Annotated in this window: 25 protein-coding genes; 3 read left to right on the plus strand and 22 right to left on the minus strand. The window is 39.3% G+C overall.

From position 1 onward, the window contains the following. Window positions 1-145 precede the first annotated feature (145 nt). The 10 genes from BIV60_RS07195 to BIV60_RS07240 form a co-directional block, all read right to left on the minus strand. The gene (locus BIV60_RS07195) at window positions 146-1,426 is read right to left on the minus strand and encodes an MFS transporter (protein ID WP_083402142.1); all 1,281 of its coding nucleotides are present in this window, start codon (window positions 1,424-1,426) and stop codon (window positions 146-148) included. Window positions 1,427-1,581: 155 nt separating this feature from the next. Continuing rightward, window positions 1,582-2,880 (minus strand): acetyl-CoA hydrolase/transferase family protein, encoded by a 1,299-nt coding sequence (locus BIV60_RS07200; RefSeq protein WP_071355051.1) that lies wholly within the window; start codon window positions 2,878-2,880, stop codon window positions 1,582-1,584. A 20-nt stretch (window positions 2,881-2,900) separates the two neighbouring features. Continuing rightward, on the minus strand, window positions 2,901-3,320 hold the full coding sequence (locus tag BIV60_RS07205; protein ID WP_071355052.1) for a MaoC family dehydratase: 420 nt from the start codon (window positions 3,318-3,320) through the stop codon (window positions 2,901-2,903). Between the two features lie 435 nt (window positions 3,321-3,755). Next, window positions 3,756-4,901, minus strand: a complete 1,146-nt coding sequence (gene pqqE, locus BIV60_RS07215) for a pyrroloquinoline quinone biosynthesis protein PqqE (protein WP_071355054.1) — start codon at window positions 4,899-4,901, stop codon at window positions 3,756-3,758. Continuing rightward, window positions 4,882-5,220 (minus strand): pyrroloquinoline quinone biosynthesis peptide chaperone PqqD, encoded by a 339-nt coding sequence (gene pqqD / locus BIV60_RS07220; protein WP_071355082.1) that lies wholly within the window; start codon window positions 5,218-5,220, stop codon window positions 4,882-4,884. The genes pqqE and pqqD overlap by 20 nt, the downstream gene beginning before the upstream one ends. 36 nt (window positions 5,221-5,256) lie before the next feature. Next, a complete protein-coding gene (gene pqqC / locus BIV60_RS07225) occupies window positions 5,257-6,006 on the minus strand; it encodes a pyrroloquinoline-quinone synthase PqqC (RefSeq protein WP_071355055.1) in 750 nt (249 codons plus the stop codon). A 2-nt stretch (window positions 6,007-6,008) separates the two neighbouring features. Further along, window positions 6,009-6,932 carry a pyrroloquinoline quinone biosynthesis protein PqqB gene (gene pqqB / locus BIV60_RS07230; RefSeq protein ID WP_071355056.1) on the minus strand — a complete coding sequence of 308 codons (924 nt, stop codon included), beginning with the start codon at window positions 6,930-6,932 and terminating at the stop codon, window positions 6,009-6,011. Then, a complete protein-coding gene (locus BIV60_RS07235) occupies window positions 6,914-7,168 on the minus strand; it encodes a hypothetical protein (protein WP_071355057.1) in 255 nt (84 codons plus the stop codon). Before BIV60_RS07235 ends, pqqB begins: the two co-directional genes overlap by 19 nt. A 162-nt stretch (window positions 7,169-7,330) precedes the next feature. Then, window positions 7,331-7,405 (minus strand): pyrroloquinoline quinone precursor peptide PqqA, encoded by a 75-nt coding sequence (pqqA, locus tag BIV60_RS30870; RefSeq protein ID WP_141770422.1) that lies wholly within the window; start codon window positions 7,403-7,405, stop codon window positions 7,331-7,333. Window positions 7,406-7,662: 257 nt separating this feature from the next. Then, window positions 7,663-9,633 carry an outer membrane protein assembly factor BamB family protein gene (locus BIV60_RS07240; RefSeq protein ID WP_071355058.1) on the minus strand — a complete coding sequence of 657 codons (1,971 nt, stop codon included), beginning with the start codon at window positions 9,631-9,633 and terminating at the stop codon, window positions 7,663-7,665. 323 nt (window positions 9,634-9,956) lie between these two features. On the opposite strand from BIV60_RS07240, the gene BIV60_RS07245 reads away from it, so the two are divergent. Beyond that, a complete protein-coding gene (locus tag BIV60_RS07245; RefSeq protein WP_071355059.1) occupies window positions 9,957-10,391 on the plus strand; it encodes a hypothetical protein in 435 nt (144 codons plus the stop codon). 154 nt (window positions 10,392-10,545) lie between these two features. Here the strand turns inward: BIV60_RS07245 and BIV60_RS07250 are convergent, their stop codons facing one another. The 9 genes from BIV60_RS07250 to groES form a co-directional block, all read right to left on the minus strand. After that, window positions 10,546-10,986 carry a hypothetical protein gene (locus tag BIV60_RS07250; protein WP_071355060.1) on the minus strand — a complete coding sequence of 147 codons (441 nt, stop codon included), beginning with the start codon at window positions 10,984-10,986 and terminating at the stop codon, window positions 10,546-10,548. Between the two features lie 1,330 nt (window positions 10,987-12,316). Then, window positions 12,317-12,661 carry a hypothetical protein gene (locus tag BIV60_RS30235; protein WP_256218329.1) on the minus strand — a complete coding sequence of 115 codons (345 nt, stop codon included), beginning with the start codon at window positions 12,659-12,661 and terminating at the stop codon, window positions 12,317-12,319. Between the two features lie 146 nt (window positions 12,662-12,807). After that, entirely contained in the window at window positions 12,808-13,233 is a 426-nt protein-coding gene (locus tag BIV60_RS07260) for a hypothetical protein (RefSeq protein WP_071355061.1), read from the minus strand. Window positions 13,234-13,852: 619 nt separating this feature from the next. Continuing rightward, on the minus strand, window positions 13,853-15,403 hold the full coding sequence (locus tag BIV60_RS07265) for a hydantoinase/oxoprolinase N-terminal domain-containing protein (RefSeq protein WP_071355062.1): 1,551 nt from the start codon (window positions 15,401-15,403) through the stop codon (window positions 13,853-13,855). Beyond that, window positions 15,396-16,499 carry an S-methyl thiohydantoin desulfurase family protein gene (locus tag BIV60_RS07270; protein ID WP_071355063.1) on the minus strand — a complete coding sequence of 368 codons (1,104 nt, stop codon included), beginning with the start codon at window positions 16,497-16,499 and terminating at the stop codon, window positions 15,396-15,398. The genes BIV60_RS07265 and BIV60_RS07270 overlap by 8 nt, the downstream gene beginning before the upstream one ends. After that, complete coding sequence (locus tag BIV60_RS07275; protein ID WP_071355064.1) at window positions 16,496-17,764, minus strand: cytosine permease; 1,269 nt, start codon at window positions 17,762-17,764, stop codon at window positions 16,496-16,498. The genes BIV60_RS07270 and BIV60_RS07275 overlap by 4 nt, the downstream gene beginning before the upstream one ends. Window positions 17,765-17,892: 128 nt before the next feature. Continuing rightward, complete coding sequence (locus BIV60_RS07280) at window positions 17,893-19,497, minus strand: PucR family transcriptional regulator (protein WP_071355065.1); 1,605 nt, start codon at window positions 19,495-19,497, stop codon at window positions 17,893-17,895. A 204-nt stretch (window positions 19,498-19,701) separates the two neighbouring features. Then, window positions 19,702-21,330: a chaperonin GroEL gene (gene groL, locus BIV60_RS07285; RefSeq protein ID WP_071355066.1), complete on the minus strand. Its 1,629-nt coding sequence runs from the start codon at window positions 21,328-21,330 to the stop codon at window positions 19,702-19,704. A 49-nt stretch (window positions 21,331-21,379) separates the two neighbouring features. Next, the gene (gene groES, locus BIV60_RS07290) at window positions 21,380-21,667 is read right to left on the minus strand and encodes a co-chaperone GroES (RefSeq protein WP_026573991.1); all 288 of its coding nucleotides are present in this window, start codon (window positions 21,665-21,667) and stop codon (window positions 21,380-21,382) included. A gap of 324 nt (window positions 21,668-21,991) precedes the next feature. On the opposite strand from groES, the gene BIV60_RS07295 reads away from it, so the two are divergent. Next, window positions 21,992-22,714 (plus strand): CPBP family intramembrane glutamic endopeptidase, encoded by a 723-nt coding sequence (locus BIV60_RS07295; RefSeq protein WP_071355067.1) that lies wholly within the window; start codon window positions 21,992-21,994, stop codon window positions 22,712-22,714. Continuing rightward, the gene (locus BIV60_RS07300) at window positions 22,711-22,911 is read left to right on the plus strand and encodes a YdiK family protein (RefSeq protein WP_071355068.1); all 201 of its coding nucleotides are present in this window, start codon (window positions 22,711-22,713) and stop codon (window positions 22,909-22,911) included. Before BIV60_RS07295 ends, BIV60_RS07300 begins: the two co-directional genes overlap by 4 nt. 132 nt (window positions 22,912-23,043) lie before the next feature. Here the strand turns inward: BIV60_RS07300 and BIV60_RS07305 are convergent, their stop codons facing one another. The 3 genes from BIV60_RS07305 to BIV60_RS07315 are packed head-to-tail and all read right to left on the minus strand — an operon-like array spanning window position 23,044 to window position 26,003. Further along, window positions 23,044-24,552: an MDR family MFS transporter gene (locus BIV60_RS07305; RefSeq protein WP_071355069.1), complete on the minus strand. Its 1,509-nt coding sequence runs from the start codon at window positions 24,550-24,552 to the stop codon at window positions 23,044-23,046. An 11-nt stretch (window positions 24,553-24,563) separates the two neighbouring features. After that, window positions 24,564-25,268, minus strand: coding sequence for a cytoplasmic protein (locus BIV60_RS07310; RefSeq protein ID WP_071355070.1), 705 nt, complete (start codon window positions 25,266-25,268; stop codon window positions 24,564-24,566). Between the two features lie 18 nt (window positions 25,269-25,286). After that, window positions 25,287-26,003, minus strand: a complete 717-nt coding sequence (locus BIV60_RS07315) for a polymer-forming cytoskeletal protein (RefSeq protein WP_071355071.1) — start codon at window positions 26,001-26,003, stop codon at window positions 25,287-25,289. Window positions 26,004-26,011 lie beyond the last annotated feature (8 nt).

Consider the following 26,011-nt stretch of genomic DNA (forward strand, 5'->3'; position numbering starts at 1 on the left):
TACCTACCGTAAAAAAACAACATTTACCGGGATGTCATTAATCCAAAAGCTCATCATTATGGAAAAAGTTAGGTAACTAAAATAAAAAGATGTGAGATCACGATTGATTTCACATCTTTTTTTGATTTTTCAAATGCTTGGTTATTTACCCCAATGTTGCATGCGACTTCATCCGAATTTCGTAGGAACTGAAGATTTTCCCATATAAATAAGCAAAACTCAATTGTAAACCGGAAGCAATGTAAAAAGGCAGGGCAAGCGAACCCAATCCAAAAAGATAACCAGTGAAATACGGTGCAATCGAAGTGGGCAGCCGCATTGAAAAGAGATTGATGCTTGATGCGAAACCTCGGCGCATATCGCGGGTCAAACTCACACTCAGCGCTTGCTGTGCTCCTTGTGTGCCCCGGTTTAAAGCCGTTCGAATGATATACAAGACAGAAACAAGGAGATAAGAAGATAGTAAGGGCATGAGAATCAACAACAGACTGGCTATGAAACGAACCAACACAATGGAACGGATTGTCCCATGTTTTTGGGATAATCTAGCCTGCAAAATGGAGGTAACGCCCGTCGCGAAAAATGTAACCGCTAATGTGCTCCCAATTTGTGTATGGCTAGCCCCAAATTTAGCCGCAAACCAATAAGACATCATCGGCCCCGTCAAACCAATGGCAATCCCATTTAGAATATTAATTCCAGCCAGCTTCAAGATCGCCGCATTTTCTTCCTGTAAGATTTTCTTTTCATGATTCCCAGACTTCTCTTTTATGTATCCATGTTGTCTACCTATTTTCTCTTCCTGAATGGTTAGAATAATGGATGCAGTAACAAGTGATAAAACGAAAATAATGCAGAATACGAGGCAATAACCAGATAATTGTTGAAGGTTATTTTCCCATAAAGGCAAAGTCCCCGCCAGCACCGCGCCCGCGGCCATTCCGAAAAAGCTGAGGGCATTATTCACGCTATATACCCTTCCACGTTCAGATTTTAGGATATAACTCGCCAACCAAGCCTGCTCTGCCGGGGCACACGGACTTGGAGAGCCGGCATCCGCTTTTCCAAAACCGGAAAGTGTAATCGCAATAAATAACATAATCGTGTTTGTAGATAATATCCCAAGCAATGCACATCCGGCTGTTACTAGTTCAGAAAAAAGAATAAACGGTTTTCTCCCCCAGCGATCACTATAAATCCCTATGACTGGAGCTAGTCCCACACCGAGTAACCCTCCGGCAGCAATCACACTTCCAATCGCAGCCGTACTCCACCCTAGTGCATCAAGATATAGTGCCAAATCAACTACCAGCATACCTTGTCCGATGCTTCTTAAGGCATTGACCAGCATGAGTTTTCTGGCTGACGGATGAATTTGCCTTGCTGGAGCTTCAACCATCTTACTAAACTTAAACTTAAACTTCATTTGGACCACTTCTTTTCCATTTTTCCTGAATGCAATTTTAGTAAATATATATTTGGAATGTTCTCGATTCACCAAGCATGCAGGATTCTATACTTAAAAGAGTTCCAAACGTCACTGTTATTTATGCAAAAATTTCATTTTTGAATATGAATCATTTAATTAATAAATCCCAGCCTTTTCGCTTCATTTTCCAATTCCTCACGAAACTTTGGATGAGCAATTTTGATTAATTCCTTTGATCGTTGTGAAATACTTTTTCCTCGTAACTCGGCAACACCATATTCAGTTACGACCCGATCGACATCATTTTTGGAAGTCGTAACTACTGACCCAGGAGTCAGGCAAGGTTGAATTCTTGAGATAGAACCATCTTTTGTAGTTGAATGCAGACAAATAAAACCTTTTCCCTTTTTAGCAAGACGAGCTCCTAAAGCAAAATCCACTTGCCCCCCACTTGAACTATAATATTTACCACCAATTGTCTCCGACGCACATTGGCCGAAGAAATCGACCTCTGTTGTTGCATTAATGGAAACCATTTTGTCTTCTTTTGCTATTTCACTGGGATCATTCACCATTTCAACAGGAAGAAATTCAACACCAGTATTTTCGTGAATGAACTCATATAACTTTTTGGTCCCTAATGCAAAAGTTGCGACTGCCTTCCCTGGATATGTTTTTTTCTCGATTCCATTTACAATTCCCGCTTCTATTAAGTCAACCACTCCGTCAGATAATAATTCTGTGTGTATCCCCAGATTTTTATGATTATTTAACAAACTTATGACTGCATTCGGAATAGCCCCAATGCCTGATTGAATTGTAGATCCGTCCGCGATTTGCTCTGTAATAAAAGTTGCTATACATTGGTCTATTTCCGTGATAGGAGGGGGAAAAACTTCATGTAAAGGATAATTAACAGGAATATACCCTTCTATTTGACTAATATGGATCTGATTGGATCCAAAGGTGCGCGGCATCTGTTGATTGACCTCTAAGTAAAAAGGAACTTTCCCTATAAAAGAAGCGACATAATCCGCTTGGGTACCTAAGGAGAAGAACCCATGCTCATCCATCGGGGATGCACAGGATAAAACAAGAGAAGTCTTCGTCGATTCACGCAATAGACGTGGAACTTCATGAAAGTGATTTGGAACAAGCTCACACTGCCCTTGTAAAAAAGCCTTTCGTGAAGCTTCGCTTAAAAAATAAGCAACATAGGACAGTGATGGTTTCATTTTTCCATGGATGTACGATCGTTCCTTTAATGCATGCATTTGGTGGATTCTAACATTCTGAAAGTGATCAGCATTTTCCTCTATCATATCCAATAATACTTTAGGTTCTCCATTGGCAATCGGAAGAATGAGATCATCTCCATCCCGAATGAAGGATAACACATCTTCTGGCTCTTTCTTTTTTATTTTCAACCATTGCTTAAATGAATTCTCCATCCCAATCCCCTTTCTGTTTCTTAATATTTCTTCATTACCAGAGCTTCACCATCTACAACCAATTCATCAAGTTGATTCCATATCTTTGTTTTTAGTTTAATTAATTTCTTGTCATCCCGTTTTTCCACTACTTCTACGATTGCTTTTATGGTATCACCCATTCTGACAGGAGCTGTAAATGAAAAGTTTTGAGACAGATAGATCGAGTTAGGTCCAGGAAGCTTCATTCCAAGAACAGTGGAAATAAAACTCCCAGTTAAAAGGCCATGGGCAATTCTTTCCTTAAAAAAAGTTTTTTTAGCAAATTCCTCATCTATGTGCATTGGGTTAAAATCACCTGTAAGACCTGCAAATTGATAAATATCAAATTCAGAAATTGTTTTGGAAAAAGCAGCGCTATCCCCTATTTGAATATCCTCATAGGTCAATTCTTTTTGCATTTATGTACACTCCTTTCAGAATTATCATAAAGAACCACAATTCTCGAACATACAGTTTCCATTTATTACATCCTCCTATTATCAATGCTATTTTCATCTTCAATATACACCTGTAAGTGATTAATATATGTGTAAATATTGTGAATTTTAAATTTACAACTGATGTAACCACTGTTGATTTCCGTTCCAGGCGCTTCGCTTTCCGCGGGCGGTCCGGGGAGCCTCCTCGGCGCTTTAGCGCCTGTGGGGTCTCCCCTGCTCCGTACTCCCGCAGGAGTCTCGCGCCTTCCACTCCAATCAACATAGTTTCAATATCCACAATGAGCTTTAACACAACCCTTTTCTAAAGGATCAACACTATTAATTTTCATAGCTTAGTGAAGAAAAAAAGCGCTAAAGGTTATGTATAGAGCCCTTTTAGCGCAAAATGGACATTTATTTATTTTTTACCTGTCTTTTTGATCCGGTATTTTCTACTAGGTGTCTCCGATAGATAATGGATGATGACTTTTCCATATGTTTGCTATTGGCATCCTTTATGGCATTTTCAATCAGATGATGTTTTGGTGACCATTGGCAGACTGGATCTGTAGCAAGAGCATCTCCGGTTAAAGCAAACGCCTGACAACGGCATCCGCCTCCGTCTTTATGGCGCTGATCACATGAACGGCAAGGTTCAGGCATCCATGCGTCACCACGGAATTGATTAAAAGACTCTGATTCAAACCAAATGTGCCCTAGTGACACCTCACGGACATTTTCAAACGATAAACCGTCAATCATCCCGGCGGTTGGACATGGCAGGGCAACCCCATTCGGCGCTACCGTAAGGCCGATTGTCCCCCAGCCCCCCATACAAGGTTTTGGTGCCGATTCGTAATAATCTGGAATAACCCAAATAATTTCCATTTTTTTCGCAAGGCGCACTTTAGCAGTTTCATAGATTTCACGGGCACGTTCAATCTGCTCCCAACTTGGCAAAAGACGGTCCCGGTTGAGCATTGCCCAATTATAATACTGTGTATTCGCGAGCTCCAGTCGCTCTGCTCCCAATTCCTCAGCAAGATGAATAATTTCATTTAAATAATCTAGATTCATCTTGTGTAATACGACATTTAACGACAAATGCAATTCAGCTTTTTTCACCGCATTAGCCGCTACACGCTTTTTTTCAAAGGCTTTATATCCGCCGATGAGGTCCGAAAGCTTAGCTTCCCCTGCCTGGAAACTAACCTGCACATTGGCTATACCAGCTTCCTTTAGCCGAGCAACCTTTTCTGTTGTTAATCCTATGCCGCTAGTAATAAGATTGGTATACATTTCTAATGAATGAGCATGGCGAATCAGGGCCTCCAGATCGTTGCGTAAGAGCGGTTCACCACCAGAAAAATGTACTTCTACCACTCCCAAATCGGCTGCCTCCGACAAAACACGGAGCCATTCTTCGGTTGTAAGTTCCATTGTCTTCGAAGTCATTTCAATAGGGTTCGAACAATAGGGACAATGCAAAGGACAGCGATGGGTCAACTCTGCGAGCAGTGAGTATGGGGGCTGAACCCCATTATTTATTAACTGTTCCATCTTTATGGATCACCACCCATCCTTGATCCTCCATCTCCTGAAGAAACTCGGAAATGTCTGCCTCCATCGTTTTCAAATCTGGCAATTCACCTGTATCCATTTCTTCTTTCCCCGTTAGCAGCGAAGTCCTCATCTTTTCGGTGATGGTGCGCACCGTTCGACTTCCGTCACATAGAGTAAGGATCGATGAGGCGGTTTCGTTCATGACCACAACCCTTTCCGGCAACAAAAGAAGATGCTTCTCCCTCACCCTATCAAATTTTAACCGCGCCTTTGCAGCAAGTTTTGGAAAACTGCTTGGTAAAATTGGCTCCACCACCAATCGTTTATTCTCCGTTTGAGTATTAACTATCTTTCACGCTTTAGAGGAATAAGCCTTTTCAATGGCATCGAGCTGTGCCCACAACACATCACACTTGAAACGTAAAGCATCAACAGCCCGCTGTTGTTCTTCAGGCGATTGGCAATAGGTTAAAACAAGCTTAAGAGCGCAATCTGAATCGAGCGGTGCTTGCGTCAAGCGATTTTGAAAATACTCAAAACCTCTACTGTCAATCCACGGATATAGCCGCTCTAGTACCTTCATCCGTTTTGAGATGAGATCCGGTGAAAATAATTCAGTTAATGAAGAAGCTACTGCTTCAATCCACGGTTTTGTCCGGGCAAAATTAACATAGGCGTCAACGGAAAAGCGAACCCCAGGGACAACATAGTCCTCCCGCAGAATTTCTTCCCGAGTCAAACCGACAGCTTCTCCCAGCCCTAGCCATGCTTCAATGCCACCCTCAACCCCATGCGTGCCGTCATGGTCGATGATTCGCTGAATCCATTCACGCCTTAGCTCCCTTGATGGCAAATTCGACAATATGGCTGCATCTTTAATTGGAACGGATTTCTGATAATAGTATCGGTTGGTCACCCAGCCGCGAATTTGATCTCGACTTAATTTACCCTGATGCATGGCTACATGAAAAGGATGCTTGTCATGGTAAAATGAACGCCCGACATCCTTTAATCGTTCAGTAAATTCATCCTTTTTCCAAAGCTCTTTCCCTTTTTGATCAGGTTTCTTTTCCCTGCTTACTGCCCCTCCCTTTTCAAGCATAATTACACCCCCACTTCCATACCATCATAGGCAATCTCAAAACCAAGTTGTTCCAATTTATTCCTTTCGATTGAGTCCTTTTTTAAAATTGGGTTGCTGTTGTTAATGTGGATTAAGATTTTTCGCTCAGCTGGATAGGATGCTAACTTTTCCGTGATACCCGATGGACCGCTAATGGGTAAATGCCCCATACTTCTTGCGTCGCGTTCAGTTGCCCCCATCTTGACCAATTCATCTTCTGACCAAAAGGTTCCGTCGACCATCAAGATGTCCGCTTTCTCCAAACATGCTTCTATAGCTGGGGTGATACTTAATAATGTAGGAAAGTACGCTAGACATTTCCCGGAACTCTCATTATGAAGAACCAATCCTACCTCCCATAAATCCTCTGGGGATTCCCCCCCCTTGCTCGACTTAGCATAAAGCGGCGGTTTACTTGAAACGGGAATCGTCTCTACAATTATTGTTCCTTCACCTAAAGTTCCTGCCTGTTGCCTGAAATCCGGGTGAAGGGTCTGCCATTCCCATGAGCAATAGTTTTTTAACATTGGAAACACCGGAAAGGCGGACTGCAAACACCTTCTTACTGTCTCAGTACCGTATATGGTTAAACAAGAACCTTCCCGTAATGACAATAATCCAATCGTATGGTCAAGCTCGGCGTCGGTTAAAATAACCCCAGCCAAAGGTGTCTCTCTAATTCCAGGACCCGGATGCAGCGCGGCAAATGATTCAATTTGCTTATGAACATCCGGACCTGCATTAATGAGGTACCAATCCTTTTCATTGGCACTTACCGCAAGAGAAGATTGTAATAAGGGTTTAAGTGCTTTATCTCCTTCGCGAACACTACGACAATTGGAACAAGCGCAGTTCCACTGAGGAAAACCTCCTCCCGCCGCAGTTCCTAAGACTCTAATTCGAATTTGCTTTCATCCCTTTCTTTAGAGATTTGAGCATCATCGCTACCCATTTCCCGCCGTTTTCCCAATGCCCTTCCAACTTGCCACCCAATCGCAATATTAGTTATTGCCATAAGGGGATATAGAATAAAGTCTCCGATTGGTTCAGGAGTTAGGAGATCGACAATCAGCCACCCACCGGCTGTTGCACATCCAATAATCGCACCAATCAGTGATAGTAGGTAACGGTTCCTTCTCATTTGCACAACCTCCGTTCATTTGGTAAACCTTCAAGAAAAGCGCAAGGTGCCCGCTTATCGGCTTGTGACCTCGAGCCGATGGCGCCTGGAGCTGGACATTAATCGAAGCCGAAATTTCTTTCTTATCTTCTAAAGAATACAAAAGAAGCAAGCAGTGTCTGTCTACTTGCCGATGTAGATATACATTGTCACTTCAGAAGCAGTGTTAATCACTTTATACTCAGGCTTCACCCACATGTTATTCCCTCCTTTTCATGAACCTTTCAATGATCATCAGCTTTCAAGGAGTTTCGAATTTTCCCTTTCAACAACATCTTATGTCGGCTGATACATCAAAATAACTAGAATTTCGACTTGTAGTTGTCCGAAAGTTTTTCAATATATCGCAAAAAGGGACAAGAACCTGTTGATCAATAACCGCAAAAGACCTGAGTCCGTTTCAAAACGAACTCAGGTCTTTTCATGGTTTTCTATCAATAGATGTTCTTAGATTTTTACTTTTTATTGGCCAGCCATTTTGCTAATGCTTTTGCTTGATCTGCATCAACAAGGCCTCCAGGCATCCGCCCGCCTCCATTAATGATTTGCTTTTCGATCTGCTGTTCAGACATGGATGAGCCAACATGCTGCAGACTAGGGCCGGCTCCTCCTTCAAGATTTTGACCATGGCAGGAAATACAGCTCTTGTTGTAAACAGCTTCCGCGTTTATATTAGCCGGCTGCTTTCTAGGTTTTTCTTTATTACCGTGACTTCCATGGTTCGCATCGTCATTTTTTCCTGAACCTTGCGGACTCTGTTCCGGAGTGGCTGAAAGTTTACCACCAAGTCCAAAGGCAACAACCTTCGTTCCCGTAACGTAAACCACATATTGTTTACCATTTTCCACATAAATCGATGGCGCCATCATAATCTGCTGTCCACCGCTTTTTGCATTCCATAATACTTTTCCTGTTTTGATATCCATCGCACTAACACTTCCGTCCAGCTCCCCATAGAAAGCAAGCCCTGAAGCTGTACTTGTAAAACCACCACGCATCGGTTGTTTCGTCTTGTTTTGATAGACTTTCTTACCGGTATTCACATCAATAGCGGTGATCGTGCCGGATATTTCAACACCTTTCGGGGTAAGAACAACTGAAGTTCCCGGGAATATACCATTTTTTTGCTCTAATTCTTTCTCATCTTTCGCAGCAATCCCTATAGTGGGCATGTTGATACCAGGAATTAACACATAATTGGTTCCTGGATCATAGGTTTCAGGAGCATAGTTTTGCCCGCCTTCAACCCCTGGCCATTGAGGCTTAGCCGTCTTCTCATCCGTCGTCAGCGGTGAATGCTGGATTTTGACGAATGGAACGCCATCATAAATAGTCTCGCCTGTTTTCGCATCCCATGCAAACCATTTTCCATTTTTACCGCCATGAACGACGATTTTCTTCTTATTGCCGCCAACGGTAGCATTAAGAACCATCGGAGTGGCTGCAGCATCATAATCCCACTCATCATTTTCAACTTCTGATTTCGCCCAAACCAATTTCCCAGTTTTACTGTCAAGAGCAACGACTGAATCTGTATAAGGGTTTTTTCCCGGGCGAATTTTTATGAAAAAGTCTGGTGCAGGATTCCCTACGCCGAAATACATCATATCGGTATCAGGGTCAAATGACATCGGGTTCCAGACGGCGCCGCCTCCGATATATTTACCCTTCACCCAATCTTTTCCTTGTGCAGGAACAGTCCAGAACGGCTGATCCCAAGCCGGACTCAAATCGCTTGCTTTAAAGGCCATAACGAAGCCGCGAATGCCATTATCACCGCCGCTGCTTCCAACATAGACGTTACCTTTATAGTACATAGGGGCGGATGTTTCATAGTATCTGTTTTCAAGTGTGACCCCTTTCAAAGGTTTCGTATCCCAGAAATTAATCATTTTTACTAATTTTCCGGTTTTCGCGTCAAGCTTGGCTAATCGATTATCTGCAATAAGTACAAAAACATTACCTTCCGCAACCGCTACACCACGGCTGGCAACAACTTCTAACAGGCTAAGGTCCGCTTTATCAAGATGGTCTTGTACCTCTTTAGGCGGCTGCCATTCCCAAATCTTTTTTCCATTTGAAGCATTCATCGCAAACACTCGGTTAAAGGAAGTCGTTACATACATGACCCCATCTTTAACAACCGGGTAGTCTTCAGAGGCATTTTGGACTTTTGTACCCCAAGTAGCTAAATCTGATTGCCAGACAATACCTAAATCTTTTACATTGTCTTTTGTAATTTCCTTATAGGGGACCTGCCTAGTTTGTTGATCGTTATACCCCCAAATTGGAAAGCCAGTATCTTTTTTGGCTTCGGTTGTCTGTTTTTCGGCAGTTTTTTGTTTATTTTGGTTTTTTGTTTGACAGCCAACAATTAACATTACCGCCAAAAAAGCCATGCCTGTTGCTTTAACATAACGCCTCAAGAAAAAACCTCCAATACTATAATTTCTAGTGTGGTCAAATTATTCCCCTAATTGCCTCATTTATTAGGATTTTTCAAGTTTCTCCTATAAAGAAGATACTTATATTATTAAGACCCGCCACTTTTTCTATATTGAGTAAAACCTGCCTTAATTATGCAAAAAAAGGGGCAGAAAAGACGTAAAAATTGGAGAGTCTTACATAATATTTTTTCGGTGTGATGGATTAAGAATATTTACTATAAATGGAGACAATCTATAAATGTGGATGTTCATCTTTATTCATCCATAAAAATAAGACATAAAATATTTTAGGAGGTTGATTTATGAGGTTTTTTTCAAAGTTTACAAAAGCCGGATTTGCCTTATTTCTTTCTTTAGGTTTTTTATTCGTTTCGTCCCAAAGCACACTAGCTGCGGAAATTGGTTCTACGGAAAATAACGGAATCAAACTGACGATTACTAACTATTCCATCAAGAACTACGGTCAAGAGATGGTGGTGTATTATACTGTCCAATCAAAATCAGGGCAATTGATGGATAGCCAAAGTCTTATCAATAAACCGGATTTTACGATTGGAAATAAGTTCGTTCAAGGAACTGATGCTTGGCATAAAAAATTAAACAATCAGCAATACCAAGGTGCAGTTACCGTGCAGCTGCCACAATATATCCCTGCTACTTCAAATGTATCCTTTAATACAGACAGCATTTCGAGTCAAAAAGGACAATGGACGATTAATTTTGAAATTAAAAAGTAATGAATAAAGGAAAAACTAGTTATTACATACAAAAGGCTACTTCCTTGATTTAGGAAGTAGCCTTTTTCTATTAAGATTTCGTGGTAGAAGACTATCCTGTTTAAACAACCGGAACGGTTGCCATTCTAGTACTTTATTTTTATTTTCTCTTAATTTATTTTTCCTTGGATAAGGCATTATAATGTTTGAATCTGGAAGGTCTCTTTTTCCCTTGTAAGTGCTTTTCGTTAATGATAAGAACTTTCTTGTTTTCAGATCTTGTGTATTTTCGATTAATGAATTTATATTTTTTAAATGCAAAATGCCCTAAAATATAAAAGGGTAGAACAAAGAGCATGAGAATGACTAATTGCGGAATCAAGCTGAATTCATTCCCACTGATATAGATAGCCATGACGGCATTTGCCCCAAAAGAAACCATTAAAACTATTACCACATTGCATATATGAAAGGGTACAGCATTTTTCTTATAAAAAGGGACACCATCTTTTTTCTCACGAAAAAGCCGATCTAGTTCAGACTTGATTAAAAGCGTAATAAATACTGATATCACAATCACAAAAAGGGACACTACATATGTAAGAACCATGGACATCTTTTCAATACCCTCGCTCTCATGAATCCCCTCCTCAACTAACCAAGGGTTTTTATTATTCAAGACACAAATAGTATCTTCATTATAGCACGAGAAATACAAAAAGAAGCTTCGCATAAGTTTGTTCAACTTATTAGAAGCCCTCATTCAATCATCTCTCAAAATCTTTTCTTATCAAGGATTTGAGGGCATTATTCCATCATGCCGCACGTTAGCATCCGCTCAGGAATTTGTACATCCTAGACAATAAAAACCCTTTCCAACAAAATAAGGAAATAATTCCCCTGCAATTTGTATAATTTAGAAATCCCGTTGGGCACCATATCCTTGTTTTCCTTAGGGAATATATGCTTCATTAAATTTTTAAAACGCGAATTAGAATAGAATTTTTCAGCATACAGATTACGTATATATTTTGTTATCTTTTTTTCTGTGTTCCATAGAAACAAATGTCTATTTAGAAACTGCTAATTTTGTCGATACCTAATCAGAATTTGTAGATATTTCCCGGGAAGTTGTAGAAATTTGACAAGTAGTAATCCGAATTGTTGAATCAAAGGAAATTGGTAATTAACGCAAATACACCTTTTGATTAAAATGTAAAACTCTTTTAATTAATTGGTATATTACGTTAAAATTATCATTTTTAATCAATTGGGTCTGATATCGTACTCTTGGTTTCATTGGATCCTTCTAATCTTTCTTTTGTTGCTAACAAGGTATTTAGATGTATCGCCCAGCGATACGAAACACAAAAAAAGATACAATCGACCAATTCTTAGAATCCCTATTAAAGGATAACACTGGTTTTAATTGAATTCCTCAAAGGCTACATTTTCCCTAATTTATCAAACCTGCTTTTTTTCTTTCTTCGAGTTTTGTATTTTGTTTAGATGCATATCGCTTAAATAGATTTTTAATACATTTTTACACCGTTAAGCCAAAAAAAGCCTTAGATAGGCATCTTATTTTCGGAATATGGAGAAAAATACCCCCCATTTTTCTTTAGGCTTTTGTATCGCTTGTTCTAAACGTTTATTAAAATCATTTTGTGAACTCCATTCTCTTTTTCTGTTGGTCCCGCAAAATTTGTATTTCTTTTTGTAAGAATTCACTTTTTTGTATTTCTTGTTGAAGCAATGTTTCGTAATGGTTCTTTTATTGTTCAAGTTAATTTTTCAATTTTAGCTTGAGTTTTTTGCGCTGAATTTCCAATGGAAGAACTTATAACATGATGATCTTGCTGGAGCCGGGAAACCGTTATTTTAAGCTGAGACATATCGTTTGTCAGTTGGAAATTCATTTCACGCGCGGCTGCCAATTCAGTTACTTAAAACATTAAAATCTCTTTTAATTGATTAGGGTCTTTGGTTAGATGTTCATATGTATCGGGTATGGAAATCTCTGTTTCATTGGACCCTTCTAATCTTTCCTTTTGTTGATACGCAAGGTCTTTAGCTGTATCGTCTAGGGGCTTGTCCGTATCGCGTAACGCTATAAGCGCTCCTATGTCAGATTGAACAAATATATGCCGATCACCATCTTTTAAAAACTCATATCCATTCCGCTCTAAGATTTGGCCATACTTTCGGACAGTGGGTGTTGCAATCCCCACTTCTTCTGCCACTTCCTTAGAAGAGAAAGCTGGTTCATTAGATTGTATATCACGTCGCATATCGGACCTCCTTTTCTATTAAATATTTTAGATATATTTTCAAGTGTTATATCGCCCAACGATACGAAACAAAAAAAGAACCGATCAACCTCTTCATTAAAAGTAACTATTAGAGTAGAAGTGGTAGAACTGTCCCCTTAATCTTTTTAGTCTTTTAACAGAAGCTTATCCAATTCACGTACTTGATCATATGCTTTCAATAGATATTCAGGTACCAGTGTTCTTCCATATTCCCAAGCATTCTCTTCGATTTCTGCTAAAAGCTGTTCCTTTTCTTTTTCTTCACCATAAATGAGAGTCTTTAAAACTCGTGTATTTTTCCTAAACTCTAAATAATAACCAAGCTGAAGATAAAGAATAAGTTTCACAAAATTTTCATCTGTTTCTTTAATTTTAAAGTTAATTCTCCCGTTATATCCGTTAATTTGCAGGTAGTTAAACTTTATCGTATTTGTCGATACGTTATAACTCATAGGTGCAGTGAGTTTATCGCTGGATTCAACATTTATATTTAATTTGAGCTCTTGTAATATACTTTTAATTATCTTCTCAATATTCCACATATAAAGCATTTTTCTTCACCCTTCCTAAAAACATTTTCAACAATAGAAATAAAAGCTTATATTGCTTCAATTTATTATATCCTTACCAAAAAGTTGTTTTAATCTAAATTGAAGCATTCTACTTTGTTTAGTAATTTATTAAACGAATTTTTACGAAAGCCGCTACCTTTTCCCAAACAAATATAAAATTGTCACATTAAAGTCGTTTTAACATTAATATACGCTACATAATGTGACAAGAGTCATTTATCATAATTTGTTATTGAACTAAACTGTTCCGTTGAACGGAAGGGATCTATTTTTTTAAAGTGATTTCTTAAAATTCCTTATTTGAAATGGAACCTAAAATACTTTTGAAGGGATTTATTTAATTGCAGTGGAATTATTTATGTAGAATGGAAAAAAAGGCCTCTCACCAATTTAGTAAATTGATGAAAGGCCTTCTCTTGTAGGGCGGGGTTTCTTTCCACTCGCTTGTCAATTTATAAAAGGAGGACAAAGAAACCTTTATTGACTCTAAAACCTTTCTATTAAAAGGTTTTATAATATTTATTACATCATGCCGCCCAAATAAGGCATTGCATTTAGGGATTTTTTCCAATCAGAGATGAGATAAAGTCCCTGGTATCTATTTCATCTTTCCTACAACTTTTACTCTTAATCTTGTTGCATTTTCCGGATGATAAGCAAGTGGTGTTTCTTCAACTTCAACTAATTCAATCGTATCAGAAACCGCTCCAGCTAATACAGCTTGTTTCACTGCCTTTTCCTCTGCATCTTTCAATGAATCTTCACGCGGTTCCCGAGAATAGATATAAATCTGTTCATATTGCCCGCTGATTTGGGCGATTGATGCGCCAATCGCATTGGCTACACTTCCATTTTCAGTCTTTACAATATTGGATACCCCGCGAAAGGTATCTGGAATAATAATACTGCCCCCGCCTACTAAAACTAGTTGAACATCTTCTGATGATGTTTTCATTTTATCAATTGCGTGCTCAATTAATGAGGAAATTACCAATTGAACACGTTGAGCGAACTCTTCCTCAATATGGTCTACTAAACTCTTATCACCAACATCAGCTAACCCAAGACGAACAGCGATGTCCGTTGTAGTGAGTGTTTTCCCTCCAAAAACAAGTGCTTCCTGACCAATCTTGTATCCGACGCTATCAGGCCCTACAGTAATCTTGCCATTGTCTTCACGAACAATACTTCCCCCGCCAAGTCCAACAGAAATAATATCTGGCATTCTAAAATTTGTTCGGATATCACCTACTTCAACTGCTACAGAAGACTCTCTTGGAAATCCATCTTGTAATACTCCAATATCGGAAGTCGTACCGCCAACATCCAGAACCATCGTATTTTTAATCTGTGCTAAATAAGAAGCACCACGAATACTATTCGTTGGTCCGCAAGCAATCGTCAAGATAGGGAATTGTTTGGCATACTCAATCGACATCAATGTTCCATCATTCTGACATAAATACACTTCTGCACTCGAAATTCCCTCATCTTTCAACGCATGAACAAACCCATTTGTTGTCGTTTCAATTACTTTGCATAATGCAGCATTTAATATTGTCGCATTTTCTCGTTCAATTAAACCTAAAGAACCAATCAATGAAGAGCAAGAAACAGGAAATTCCTCTCCATATACTTTTTGTATAAGATCGCGTGCTCTGAGTTCTTGATCATTTTTGATGGAGGAAAAAACGCCGACAATAGCGATTGATTCCACTTTATCTCGCCATTCCTCTAGAAGATTTTTAATTTCATCTTCATCGAATTCGCTCAATATTTGGCCATCGTATTCATAGCCGCCATGAACCAAAGCATAATTCCCTGATAAGTTTTCAACTATATCTTTCGGCCAGGCAGTATATGGAAGGACAGAGGCAGTTGCAGGATACCCCAAGCGAATAACACCGACTTTAGCTAATTTTTTACGTTCGACAATCGCATTTGTGCATTGCGTAGTCCCTAACATCGCATGAGTAATTTTCGTCTTATCAATATCCGCTTCTTTTAATAAGTTCTGTAATGACGTTTCTATTCCTGTTTTAATATCTAAACTAGTTGGAGATTTTACACTATGAATCAAATTACGATTTTCATCTAAAATAATGGCATCTGTATTCGTTCCGCCAACATCAATTCCAATTCTATACATGCTCTAAAACCACCTTTTTAACCAGTTCCTCAATTGGAACATAATCGTAATCATATCCAAAATATCTTGGGCCTGCTGTTTCGATTCCCTTTTCTGTTCTCCATTTTTCATGGGCTGGTAATCCAATCACACGTACACGTTTTCCATATTTTAAGCTTTCAGTTGTAACTGGCAATAAAGTTTCATAATCCACTAGACAAAGTAAATCCGGGGTCATAGCGACAACTTGATCATTTTTTTCAGCAATAAGATTTTCATTTTGAAAATGAACCTTCATATTTTCGCCTTTATTCCTGTCAATTCCTTCAAGATTCATTTTCCCAAGGTTAAATCCTCCCTTGGTTTCTCGAATTACATCGATAATCTTACCTTGGAATAATTGATAACCAGAAACCAGATTTAACAATTCCTGAAGTTTTTCTTTCGCATCTTTGCCTTTGGATGAAATAATTTCACCAATCTTTTCTGAAAGTGTAATGATCTGATGGACCCCGCTCTTTTTTAACTGAGCACCGGTCGTTGGATACAAACTAACTAAAGTGCTTGCTCCCATCTCAACAGTGGCTGTTCGGGCCAAACGTTCTGTCCATTTATTATCAATTGTTTCGAAAATCCCTATATTTCCCTTTTCATCTGTAATCGCCATTGGCGTTGCTGAAATACCATCTAGGTGAAAGGTCACCATTTGCAATTCTGGGAATGCCCTTCCCATACCATCGCAATCAATGAGAGGCAACCCCAGCTGGGCTGCCACTACAATTGGAACCATGGAATTTACTCCACCCGCTTCCATGGGATACGTTCCTGCGATTTTTTCTTCCCCTAAATATTTAGCTAACTTTTGGAAAACCTTAACAAACTCATCCCCTCTAGGAAATTTCTCTACTAAAACAGAGGGGGCCCCCATCATAGCTGCTGGAATAAAAAAGTCTTCATCTTCTATTTCACCAACCGAATATAACCTTACAGGTCCATTTTTTTCAATTGCAGAAAGAGCCATTAATTTCCCTATATAGGGATCTCCCCCTCCACCTGTTCCTAAAAATGCAGCGCCGATCGCAATTTTTTCAATAGCTTCTTTATCTAAATATCTCATTTATTTTCCTCCAATATGACTGTTTTTTGAGCAGTGAAATGATATCCAACTAAATAAATAACAAATGAAATGACAATACCAATCAATGGCTGATTATTTACTTGCGGCAAACTTGGAAATAAGGATAAAACAACCGGTATACTGGCAATGACAGCCCCTACAAGCCAAGAAAAAACGCCTAAACGATTGATGCCATCAACTTCTTTCCAGGAATTTTTATCCCCTTTATTCATTGCCCAATAAGAAGCAATCATGACACCAGCTACTGGTGGAATCATGGCGGACAAAATGGACATAATTGGTGTAAAATAATTTAATATGCCAACCACGGCCAACACGGTCCCAATCGTTCCGGCAACACCGACGGCTAATTTTTCTTTTTCCTTTGATATGTTAAAAACATTAATTAAAGCAAATCCACCCGAAATGGCATTCACCAGGTTTGTTTTCCATGTCGCTAAAATCAAAGCGACACCGCCAATAAATGGAGTGGCGATTTTTAAAAAAGCAGCAGTAATATCACTAGTTTGATAAGCGATTGTTAAAACAGCTCCTACTCCAATCATAAATACTCCAGCAGGTATAATTCCAAAGATTGCTGCTTTCAAAACATCGGATCGTTTTTTGGAAAATTGAGAATAATCACCCGCTATCACCGCACCTAATGCAAAGGAACCAATCGTTACAGCGAGTCCATCCATAAAACTCATATTACCTTTAGGCTTGTAATTCTGAACAATCTGTAAATGATCACCATTCAATGTTTGAGCCAAACCATATACACTAATGACAACTAATAAAGGAACTGCAATATAACTTAATACCCTCAGTACTTTAACTCCATAAATGGCTGATATCACCATCACCATGCCACTTAAGAAAGAAGCTAATGGAACTGGCATCGTAATATCAAACACAGCTAACAAACTAGCTAACGCTGCCCCGCAAACATTCGCTTGGATTCCAAACCAACCTAAGCAGGCAATTGCTAAAATAATGGATATGATCGTGCGTGACCCTTTTTTACCAAACACTTGTCCTGCGACTTGGACTGTTGGCTTCCCTAAATCACTGCTTTGAATCCCCTGTAAAATCATGAGAACTACTACAATTGAATATCCAACAAAAGTTGCCAATAATGCCTTAGGTAAGCTCATACCGCTTATTAATGCATTTCCAACTAAAAGACTTGGTATGCAAACCAGTGCTCCAGCCCAGATGATCCCCAGGCTAAACCATGACTGATATTTTCCGTTCGTTCCCATAAAGCTCCCTCCAATAGTTCTTAATAAATTATTTTTCTTATTATAAAAGAAAAGATAGAGTCGAGTCTTTTTCAAAAACGAAAAAAAAATCCGAAATTTTTGTCACCTCAACAAAATTTCGGATTAATCTAACTATTAATCAATCGGTAGATCATACAGGCTATATACACATCGTAAAATTCGGAATAAACGGTTACATCATATCCAATCAGTTCACTAATCTTTTTGATTCGATACTTCACTGTATTTTTGTGAATAAATAGAAGCTTCGCACCCGTATCAAAATTCCCATTTGCATCCAAGAGAAAGGTCATCAATGTCTTTAAAGACTCTTGGTCATCTAGAATGGGGGAAATTACTGACAAACATTCTTCAATTATTTCTTCCCCTTGTATACTCAAATCCATGGCACGCTTCATTGAACGAATTTCTGCTGCTGTAAACAATTGACGCTGATGATAGACTGTATGGACTTTCTTCCCCACATCATTCACCAACTGATACATACGACGCACATCTTGAGTATTTCTCATTTTCGGGGAATAAATAACTTCCGAAATTTGAGACAAGTAATTTGTCGTTTCAATAAACTCCTTCGCAATTTCAAACTCATGATACTTATAGGAATAATTCCCCAAAAGGACAATCATACAATGATCAATCGTTTGAATAACCGCAGTTTTATAATATTTTGAAACTTGCTCCCTCAATTCTTCTCTTATATTCTTTTCTTCCGATAAATCCTTAATATAAACTAACCACATCATTTCGATTGCAGAAACATCAATATGAAGCAAATTTGCTAATCTTCGCATTTTTTCACTTTCATCGTTAACAATCGCCTTTACTAAAGCATATTCACTCACTTCATCATGCTTGTCTCCCCACAAATTAATAGCCACTTGTACAACTTCACTAATTTTTTCAATGGTTTTAGCCGGTAATTTCGTATTCTCTTTAATAAGAAATAGATATAGGATCTCTCCGTTTTTTTGGTGAATACTTTTATATTCAACAAAACAGAGTATATCATTAATTTCCAAATCCTCATTTCTCTTTTGGCCATTCATAATATATTGTGAAAATTCCCGGACAACTTTTAGAACATCTAAAGATGAATTTCGCGGCCACATTACTTGATTCACAATATCGAAATTAGTATTCGTCAGCAGGATATTAGCTTTCAGGCGATCTGAAAGTAATTTTAGTGTAATCTCCACACTCCGTAAATGTTCTGGCAACAAGGAAACCTTTTCTAAAGATTCATTAACAAAATTATCATTAACTGCCTGATTACTCACAATCGCTTCCATCACTTCATAGATCACTTCATTATAGCGAAGAGAATAATCGTTTTTAGGCATACAAATGATAATAAAATCTCGAGAGTCTGCTAATTGCAGTACTTCCTCCGGGATCTCAGGCATAATAATTCCCACATAATATAAAATCAGCCCTAATTCCCCCAGATCATGTAAGTGTTGAATGGTTTCACATTGTTTTTCCACACTATCTTTAATGGAATAAAAGGAGCTGATGACAAGTTCCTCCGCATACCACTCTTCTTGAACTGTTAAGATATTCTGAGAGAAAAAATCAAAATTAGACACTTCCAACACAGATAAAGAGGAGACCGTTCGATTAAGGTTATTTTTTCCGGTTAACACCTCTGCTCCTCTAAATGATGGCAATTGCAGTATGTCTTTAACTGTTACCCCATTTTCATTCACCACCTATTCTCCTATTTATAAACTTTAGGCTCTGCTCAGATTGTCATTGAAAAAATCTCGAAATGGAATTATTTATCAGTATAGAAAAACCACTTCCTAATTTATTAGGAAGTGGTTTTTGCTATTTATATAAGTTTTTCACATGACTACTTCTCAATATGGGGGAAAATAGTGTTACCTATTTCTTTAATGCAGGGCTTAAAAGCCTTACATCATGCCGCCCATTCCACCCATGCCGCCCATATCAGGCATCATTGGTGCAGCTGGTTCTGGCTTATCAGCAACAACTGCTTCAGTTGTTAAGAACATAGCCGCAACAGATGCTGCATTTTGAAGAGCAGAACGAGTTACTTTCGTTGGGTCAACGATACCAGCTTCGATCATGTTTACCCACTCGCCAGTAGCCGCGTTGAAGCCTGTGCCAACTGCTTCACGCTTTAAGCGGTCAACGATGACAGATCCTTCAAGACCAGCATTTTGAGCGATAGTGCGAACTGGCTCTTCCATCGCACGTAATACGATGCTGATACCTGTTGCAATGTCACCTTCAGCTTGAAGTTCAGCAACCTTGCTGTATACGTTTAGAAGGGCAACACCCCCGCCGGATACAATACCTTCTTCAACAGCTGCACGGGTTGCATTCAAAGCATCTTCAATACGAAGCTTGCGTTCTTTTAATTCTGTTTCAGTTGCAGCACCAACTTTGATGACTGCTACACCGCCAGCTAATTTAGCTAAGCGCTCTTGTAATTTTTCACGGTCAAATTCAGAAGTAGTTTCTTCTAATTGAACACGGATTTGGTTTACACGTGCTTGGATTTCGTCTGTTGCTCCAGCACCTTCAACGATTGTTGTGTTTTCTTTCGTCACAACAACTTTAGAAGCGCGTCCTAAAGATGTGATTGTTGCAGTTTTAAGATCACGGCCAAGTTCTTCAGTGATGACTTCTCCGCCAGTTAATGCAGCGATATCTTCAAGCATTGCTTTACGACGGTCACCAAAGCCAGGAGCTTTAACAGCAACAGCATTGAATGTTCCGCGAAGCTTGTTCACTACTAATGTAGATAATGCTTCACCTTCGATATCCTCAGCAATCAATAATAATGGCTTACCTTGTTGAACTACTTGCTCAAGAACTGGTAAGATTTCTTGAATGCTGGAGATTTTCTTGTCAGTGATTAGGATATATGGATTTTCTAAAACAGCTTCCATTTTGTCAGTATTTGTTACCATGTAAGCTGAAACATATCCACGGTCAAATTGCATACCTTCGACAACATCAAGTTCAGTTGTGAAGCCTTTAGATTCTTCAATTGTGATAACTCCGTCGTTACCAACACGCTCCATTGCTTCAGCGATTAATTGGCCAACTTCATTATCATCAGAAGAAATAGCCGCTACTTGAGCGATGGACTCTTTGCCTTCAATTTGTTTTGAAATAGTTTTTAGTTCACCAACAGCAGCAACAACTGCTTTTTCAATCCCTTTACGGATTCCCATTGGGTTTGCACCCGCAGTTACGTTCTTTAAGCCTTCGCGAATCATCGCTTGAGCAAGAACCGTTGCAGTTGTAGTACCGTCACCGGCAACATCGTTTGTTTTGCTTGCTACTTCAGCAACAAGCTTCGCACCCATGTTTTCGAATGCATCTTCTAATTCGATTTCTTTTGCGATAGTTACACCGTCATTTGTGATTAAAGGTGAACCGAATTTTTTCTCAAGAACCACGTTGCGTCCTTTAGGTCCAAGAGTTACTTTTACTGCATTTGCAAGTGTATCTACGCCTTTAAGCATTGCGCGGCGTGCTTCTTCACTAAATTTAATCTCTTTAGCCATTGTTCAAAAACCTCCTCGAATTTTTTAAACCTCTATATTTTTTCTTACCTTATTCGCCGATAACAGCAAGAACGTCACTTTCACGAAGTAATAAATATTCTGTACCCTGGTATTTCACTTCTGTACCAGCATACTTTGAGAAGATAATACGATCTCCTACAGAAACTTCAAGTGCTACACGTTCGCCATTTTCAAGCACGCGGCCAGTACCTACGGCAACAACTTTTCCTTCTTGAGGCTTTTCTTTAGCTGAGTCCGGTAAAACGATACCGCTTGCAGTTTTTTCTTCTGATTCGACAAGCTCAATGACAATACGATCACCTAATGGTCTTAACAAATCAAACAACCTCCTCAAAATTATATGTAATCTGACTTATTAGCACTCTGTCGTTATGAGTGCTAACACAATTATTATAATAATGAATTTAACCATCTTTTGCAAGTTGGATGCATAATTTTTTTAGAAAAAAATAAAGAAAAGTATAGCCTCTTTTGTACGGGCTCAGCTTATCATTTTTTACAACTTTACAAGTATATGAATCCTGTGAAATTCTATACATTTGATTTTTAAAAAGTTTCTAAATTGAAACAAGAGCGGTTTTAAGAGTAGAATGAAGCATACAAAGAAAATTTCTGGTTAATTTTAAAAGGAGAGAAATCATTGAAACGGGAATATTGGACCATCTTAATTGTTTATATTGCCATGCAGTTTTCAAGCCTTGCCGGTGTCCCCTTATTGATGTACGGCTTTAAAATATCTGGAATCAGCCAAAGACTTGCGGTGCCAGTCTGGCTGGTGATTAGTTTTACCCTGGCACTTATTATCACCCTCTTTATTTTACGAAAAGAAATGCGAAACGATAGCCGGAGCGAAAAAGGAACTTCCCTCGGCCTCTCGATTATTTGGGCCATTTTTGGAGTGTTTTTAGCACTCTTCGCCCAAGCCATTGCTGCAAATATCGAAAGGCTGATTGGTGTGGAAATGGGATCGGAAAATACAAAGGACATCATCCGTATTATCGAGACCTTTCCATTAGCGATCCTGGTCAGCTCGATTTTTGGCCCGATATTAGAAGAAATTGTGTTTCGAAAAATCCTTTTCGGATCGCTGTATAAGCGTTTTAACTTTTTTGTTTCAGCCATTATCAGCTCGGTCATCTTTGCCTTGGCGCATATGGAACCGAAACATGTTCTTCTTTATTCGGCAATGGGCTTTACATTCGCCTTTCTTTATGTAAAAACGAAACATATTTTAGTACCGATTTTTGCTCATGTGACGATGAATACTATGGTTGTCATTGTTCAGTCCGCTTACAAAGACGATATTGAAAAATTAATCCGCGATGCAGAATCGATGCAAAACTTTATCGGAGGATTTTTATGAGACGTTCACCATTGTTTTCCAGCTTCATTTACTTCCTGCTTGGATGTTTATTTACATATTTTGCGATTCATGATGTAAATCAAAATGGCTGGGGGTTTTTCAGCTATCTGCTTGTCCTATTAGCGACATTTGATTTCGGCTCAGGCCTCAAATTATTTTTCTTTTATGCGAAGTATAAGGATCAGTTGAAAAAATAATGTAAAAAGCAGCCCTTAAATTTATTGGAGCTGCTTTTTTGTGGGGGATTTTGACAAAAATTCGTATTAATTCGTTAAAATGTCTCTCCAGACTCTGTAGAGGGACAAAAACTTGAGTTGAAAAATATCCTCTCAAGAACCAGATTCCTTTTTTAACACCATTCGTTCTTTCCCCATTGTAAAAATGAGCAGAAATGCCAATCCGGCCGGAACCAAAGCCCATGTAAAGGTGTGAACAATAGAACTTGAGAGGGCCTCAGTGATTTTTTCTAAAATTTGCGGAGGAATATGACTTCTTGCCTGTTCTTGCAGCAGCGCACGTGAATCACCAAATCCGCCTTTTGGCATTGGTCCCATTCCTGCAAAAGCGTCTTCTAGATTTCCTTTAAAACTATTACGTTGAATCGTACCAAATATCGTAATTCCGATAGTCATCCCTAAAGAGCGGATAAAGTTGCTTGTGGAGGTTGCAGACCCTCGTTGTTGCATTCCAAAGGGGTGAATGGCCGCCATGCTTAACACAGAGAAAGAAAACCCTACCCCAAATCCAATGATAATCATATAAAGAGTTAATATCCATCTGCTTGTATCAACGGTTAAGGTGCTTAACAATAAAATACCTGCAATTAAAATCACACCGGATAAAAACATGATGTTTCGGTAACTTAACTTCGTGGTTAAGAAACCGCCAGCCTGTGCCGTTACGACCGACCCCAGCATCATTGGCAAAAGAATTAACCCAGAATTCGTGGCACTTCCGCCATATACCCCTTGGACAAAAATCGGTATATAAACCGTTGCTGCCATAAAGGCCGCTCCATAAAATAAACCAACCAATGTACTTCCTGCAAACAGCCGCTCACGGAACATCGTAAATGAAATAATCGGATCCTTTGCCTTTGTCTCGACAATTAAAAAAATCAAAAATAACACAGCAAAACTAGCAAATAAACTTAAAATTGTACTTGAATTCCAATCATATTTCTGTCCCCCTAGCTCAAGCGCAAACATCAAGCAGACAACGGCGCCAATCAACGTGACTGCACCCCACCAATCAATCGACTGTCTTTGATGAATAGGCGATTCCTTATAAAAAACAAGAACAAAAATAAATGAAAGAATCCCAAGCGGCAAATTAATATAAAAAATCCAATGCCAGCTGATATGGTCAGTAATGTATGCCCCTAACAGCGGTCCAAAAATACTCGAGAGACCGAAAACTGCTCCAAATAATCCGCCCATTTTCCCGCGCCGTTCAGGCGGAAACAAGTCAAACATAATCGTAAACGCAATCGGTACAAGCGCCCCGCCGCCAATTCCTTGAATGGCACGGTAAATACTTAATTGCGTAATCGATTCGGCTGTCCCACATAAAATCGAACCGGCCATAAACAAAATCAATCCCATGATAAAAAACCTTTTCCTGCCGTACATATCCGACAACTTCCCGAAAATCGGCATCCCGCTCATTTCCGCAACCATATAGGCCGATACGACCCACACAAAATTCTCGAGCCCGCCAAGGTCTCCCACAATGGTCGGCATCGCTGTTACGACAATCGTGTTATCCATGGAGGCCATTAATATTCCCAGCAACAAACCGGCAACCACAAATCCTAATTTACTTTCCTTCGTTGACATCACATTCTCCTTTAGATCTTTTCCGACATTTTTACCGTTGCATTTGGATCCTGTGTAAAGTCATCCTTATACTCTACCAATCCAATTGTACAGCCAGGCCCAATCTTAACCTTATTTCCCCTTACCGTATCGGCTTTGGTATTTTCCAAATAAATCTCATCGCCCTCAATTACTTTAGCGAAAAGAGTTCCTTCCTCACCGACAAATGGCAGCAGCGAATTTCTTTTTCTTTTGATGGTGATTTTTCCACCTCCTATTTCCTCGGCACGGCTTTCCCCGAATCGCAAAGAAATTTTAATCTTATCCGCATTTAATAAGCCCTTGATTTCAAATCCGCCGCTTGAATCAAACGTTTCATATTCGACATCACCTTCAACTGCTAGGCTGCCTTTAATATTCGCTGTATCGCCATTTAAACCTTCTTTTATATCCAATGTTCCAAGGATTTTAATTTTTTTCATAAGGGCTTTGCCGCCAACTTCCATCGTGCCCATTACCAATAACTCTTCTAGCTCTGCATTCCCTTTTATCTCTGCTTCGCCGAGCACCTTCATCGAGACTGTTTTAAGGCTTTCCGCCACCTCAGTGGTTCCATATACGTTAAAAACAGAAGCTTCAACATCCTCAACAATCGTGCCCTCGCCGCGGACACTGATTTTATCATAGTGGCCGCCGGGATAGCTCCCAGAGCCGTTAATAATAAGATTACTTTTCATTTCTGTTATTCCCCCTAATTATACTTTTTTGTTTTCGCCCACTACAGCACTAGGGTCGATGGATAGTTCATCTCGATATTCGACAAAGCTAATTTCGCAATTTTGGCCAATTGTGATATGATTTCCCCTGACCACTTCTGCCTTCGTATTTTCCAGATGGATGGTATCTCCCTCAATCACTTCCACCTTTAATTGGGTTTGAAAAAGGGATTTGAAAAGGCCAAACCAAGAAGGTTTATATTTCACGATAATGGATTGACCTCCTATTTCCTTCGCCTTGCATTCTCCAAAAATCTTAATATCCACTTCATCGGCATTTAACAGGCCGCCAATCATAAACAGGGATTCAGCTTTAAATGTTTCTGCTTCACAATCTCCCTCCACTGTCAGCTTCCCTTTTATTTTTATTTCTTCTGCTTTCACACTGCCGCCAATTGAAGCTTTTCCGGAAACCTTTAATTTTTCAACCAAAAGGTTTTGTTCAATTTTTGCCGTTCCATCAACGGAAAACTCCTGTGCCTTAATCGTTCCATTTATTTTGGCGCTCCCATTGATTTTTGCGGTATCGGCGCTGATACTGCCTTTCACTGTCCCAGTCCCATTGCATTCAAATCCAATGCATTCCACATCACTGTTTACCGTTCCTTTTCCATTCAGCGTAACCTGATGGAATTGTCCGCCATTGGATGCTCCAAAGCCATTTATAACCAGGTCTCCCCTTTTTTTCGTCTCCATTCCCATTC

The organism is Bacillus sp. MUM 116, assembly GCF_001866655.1.
Taxonomy (GTDB): Bacteria; Bacillota; Bacilli; order Bacillales; family Cytobacillaceae; genus Neobacillus.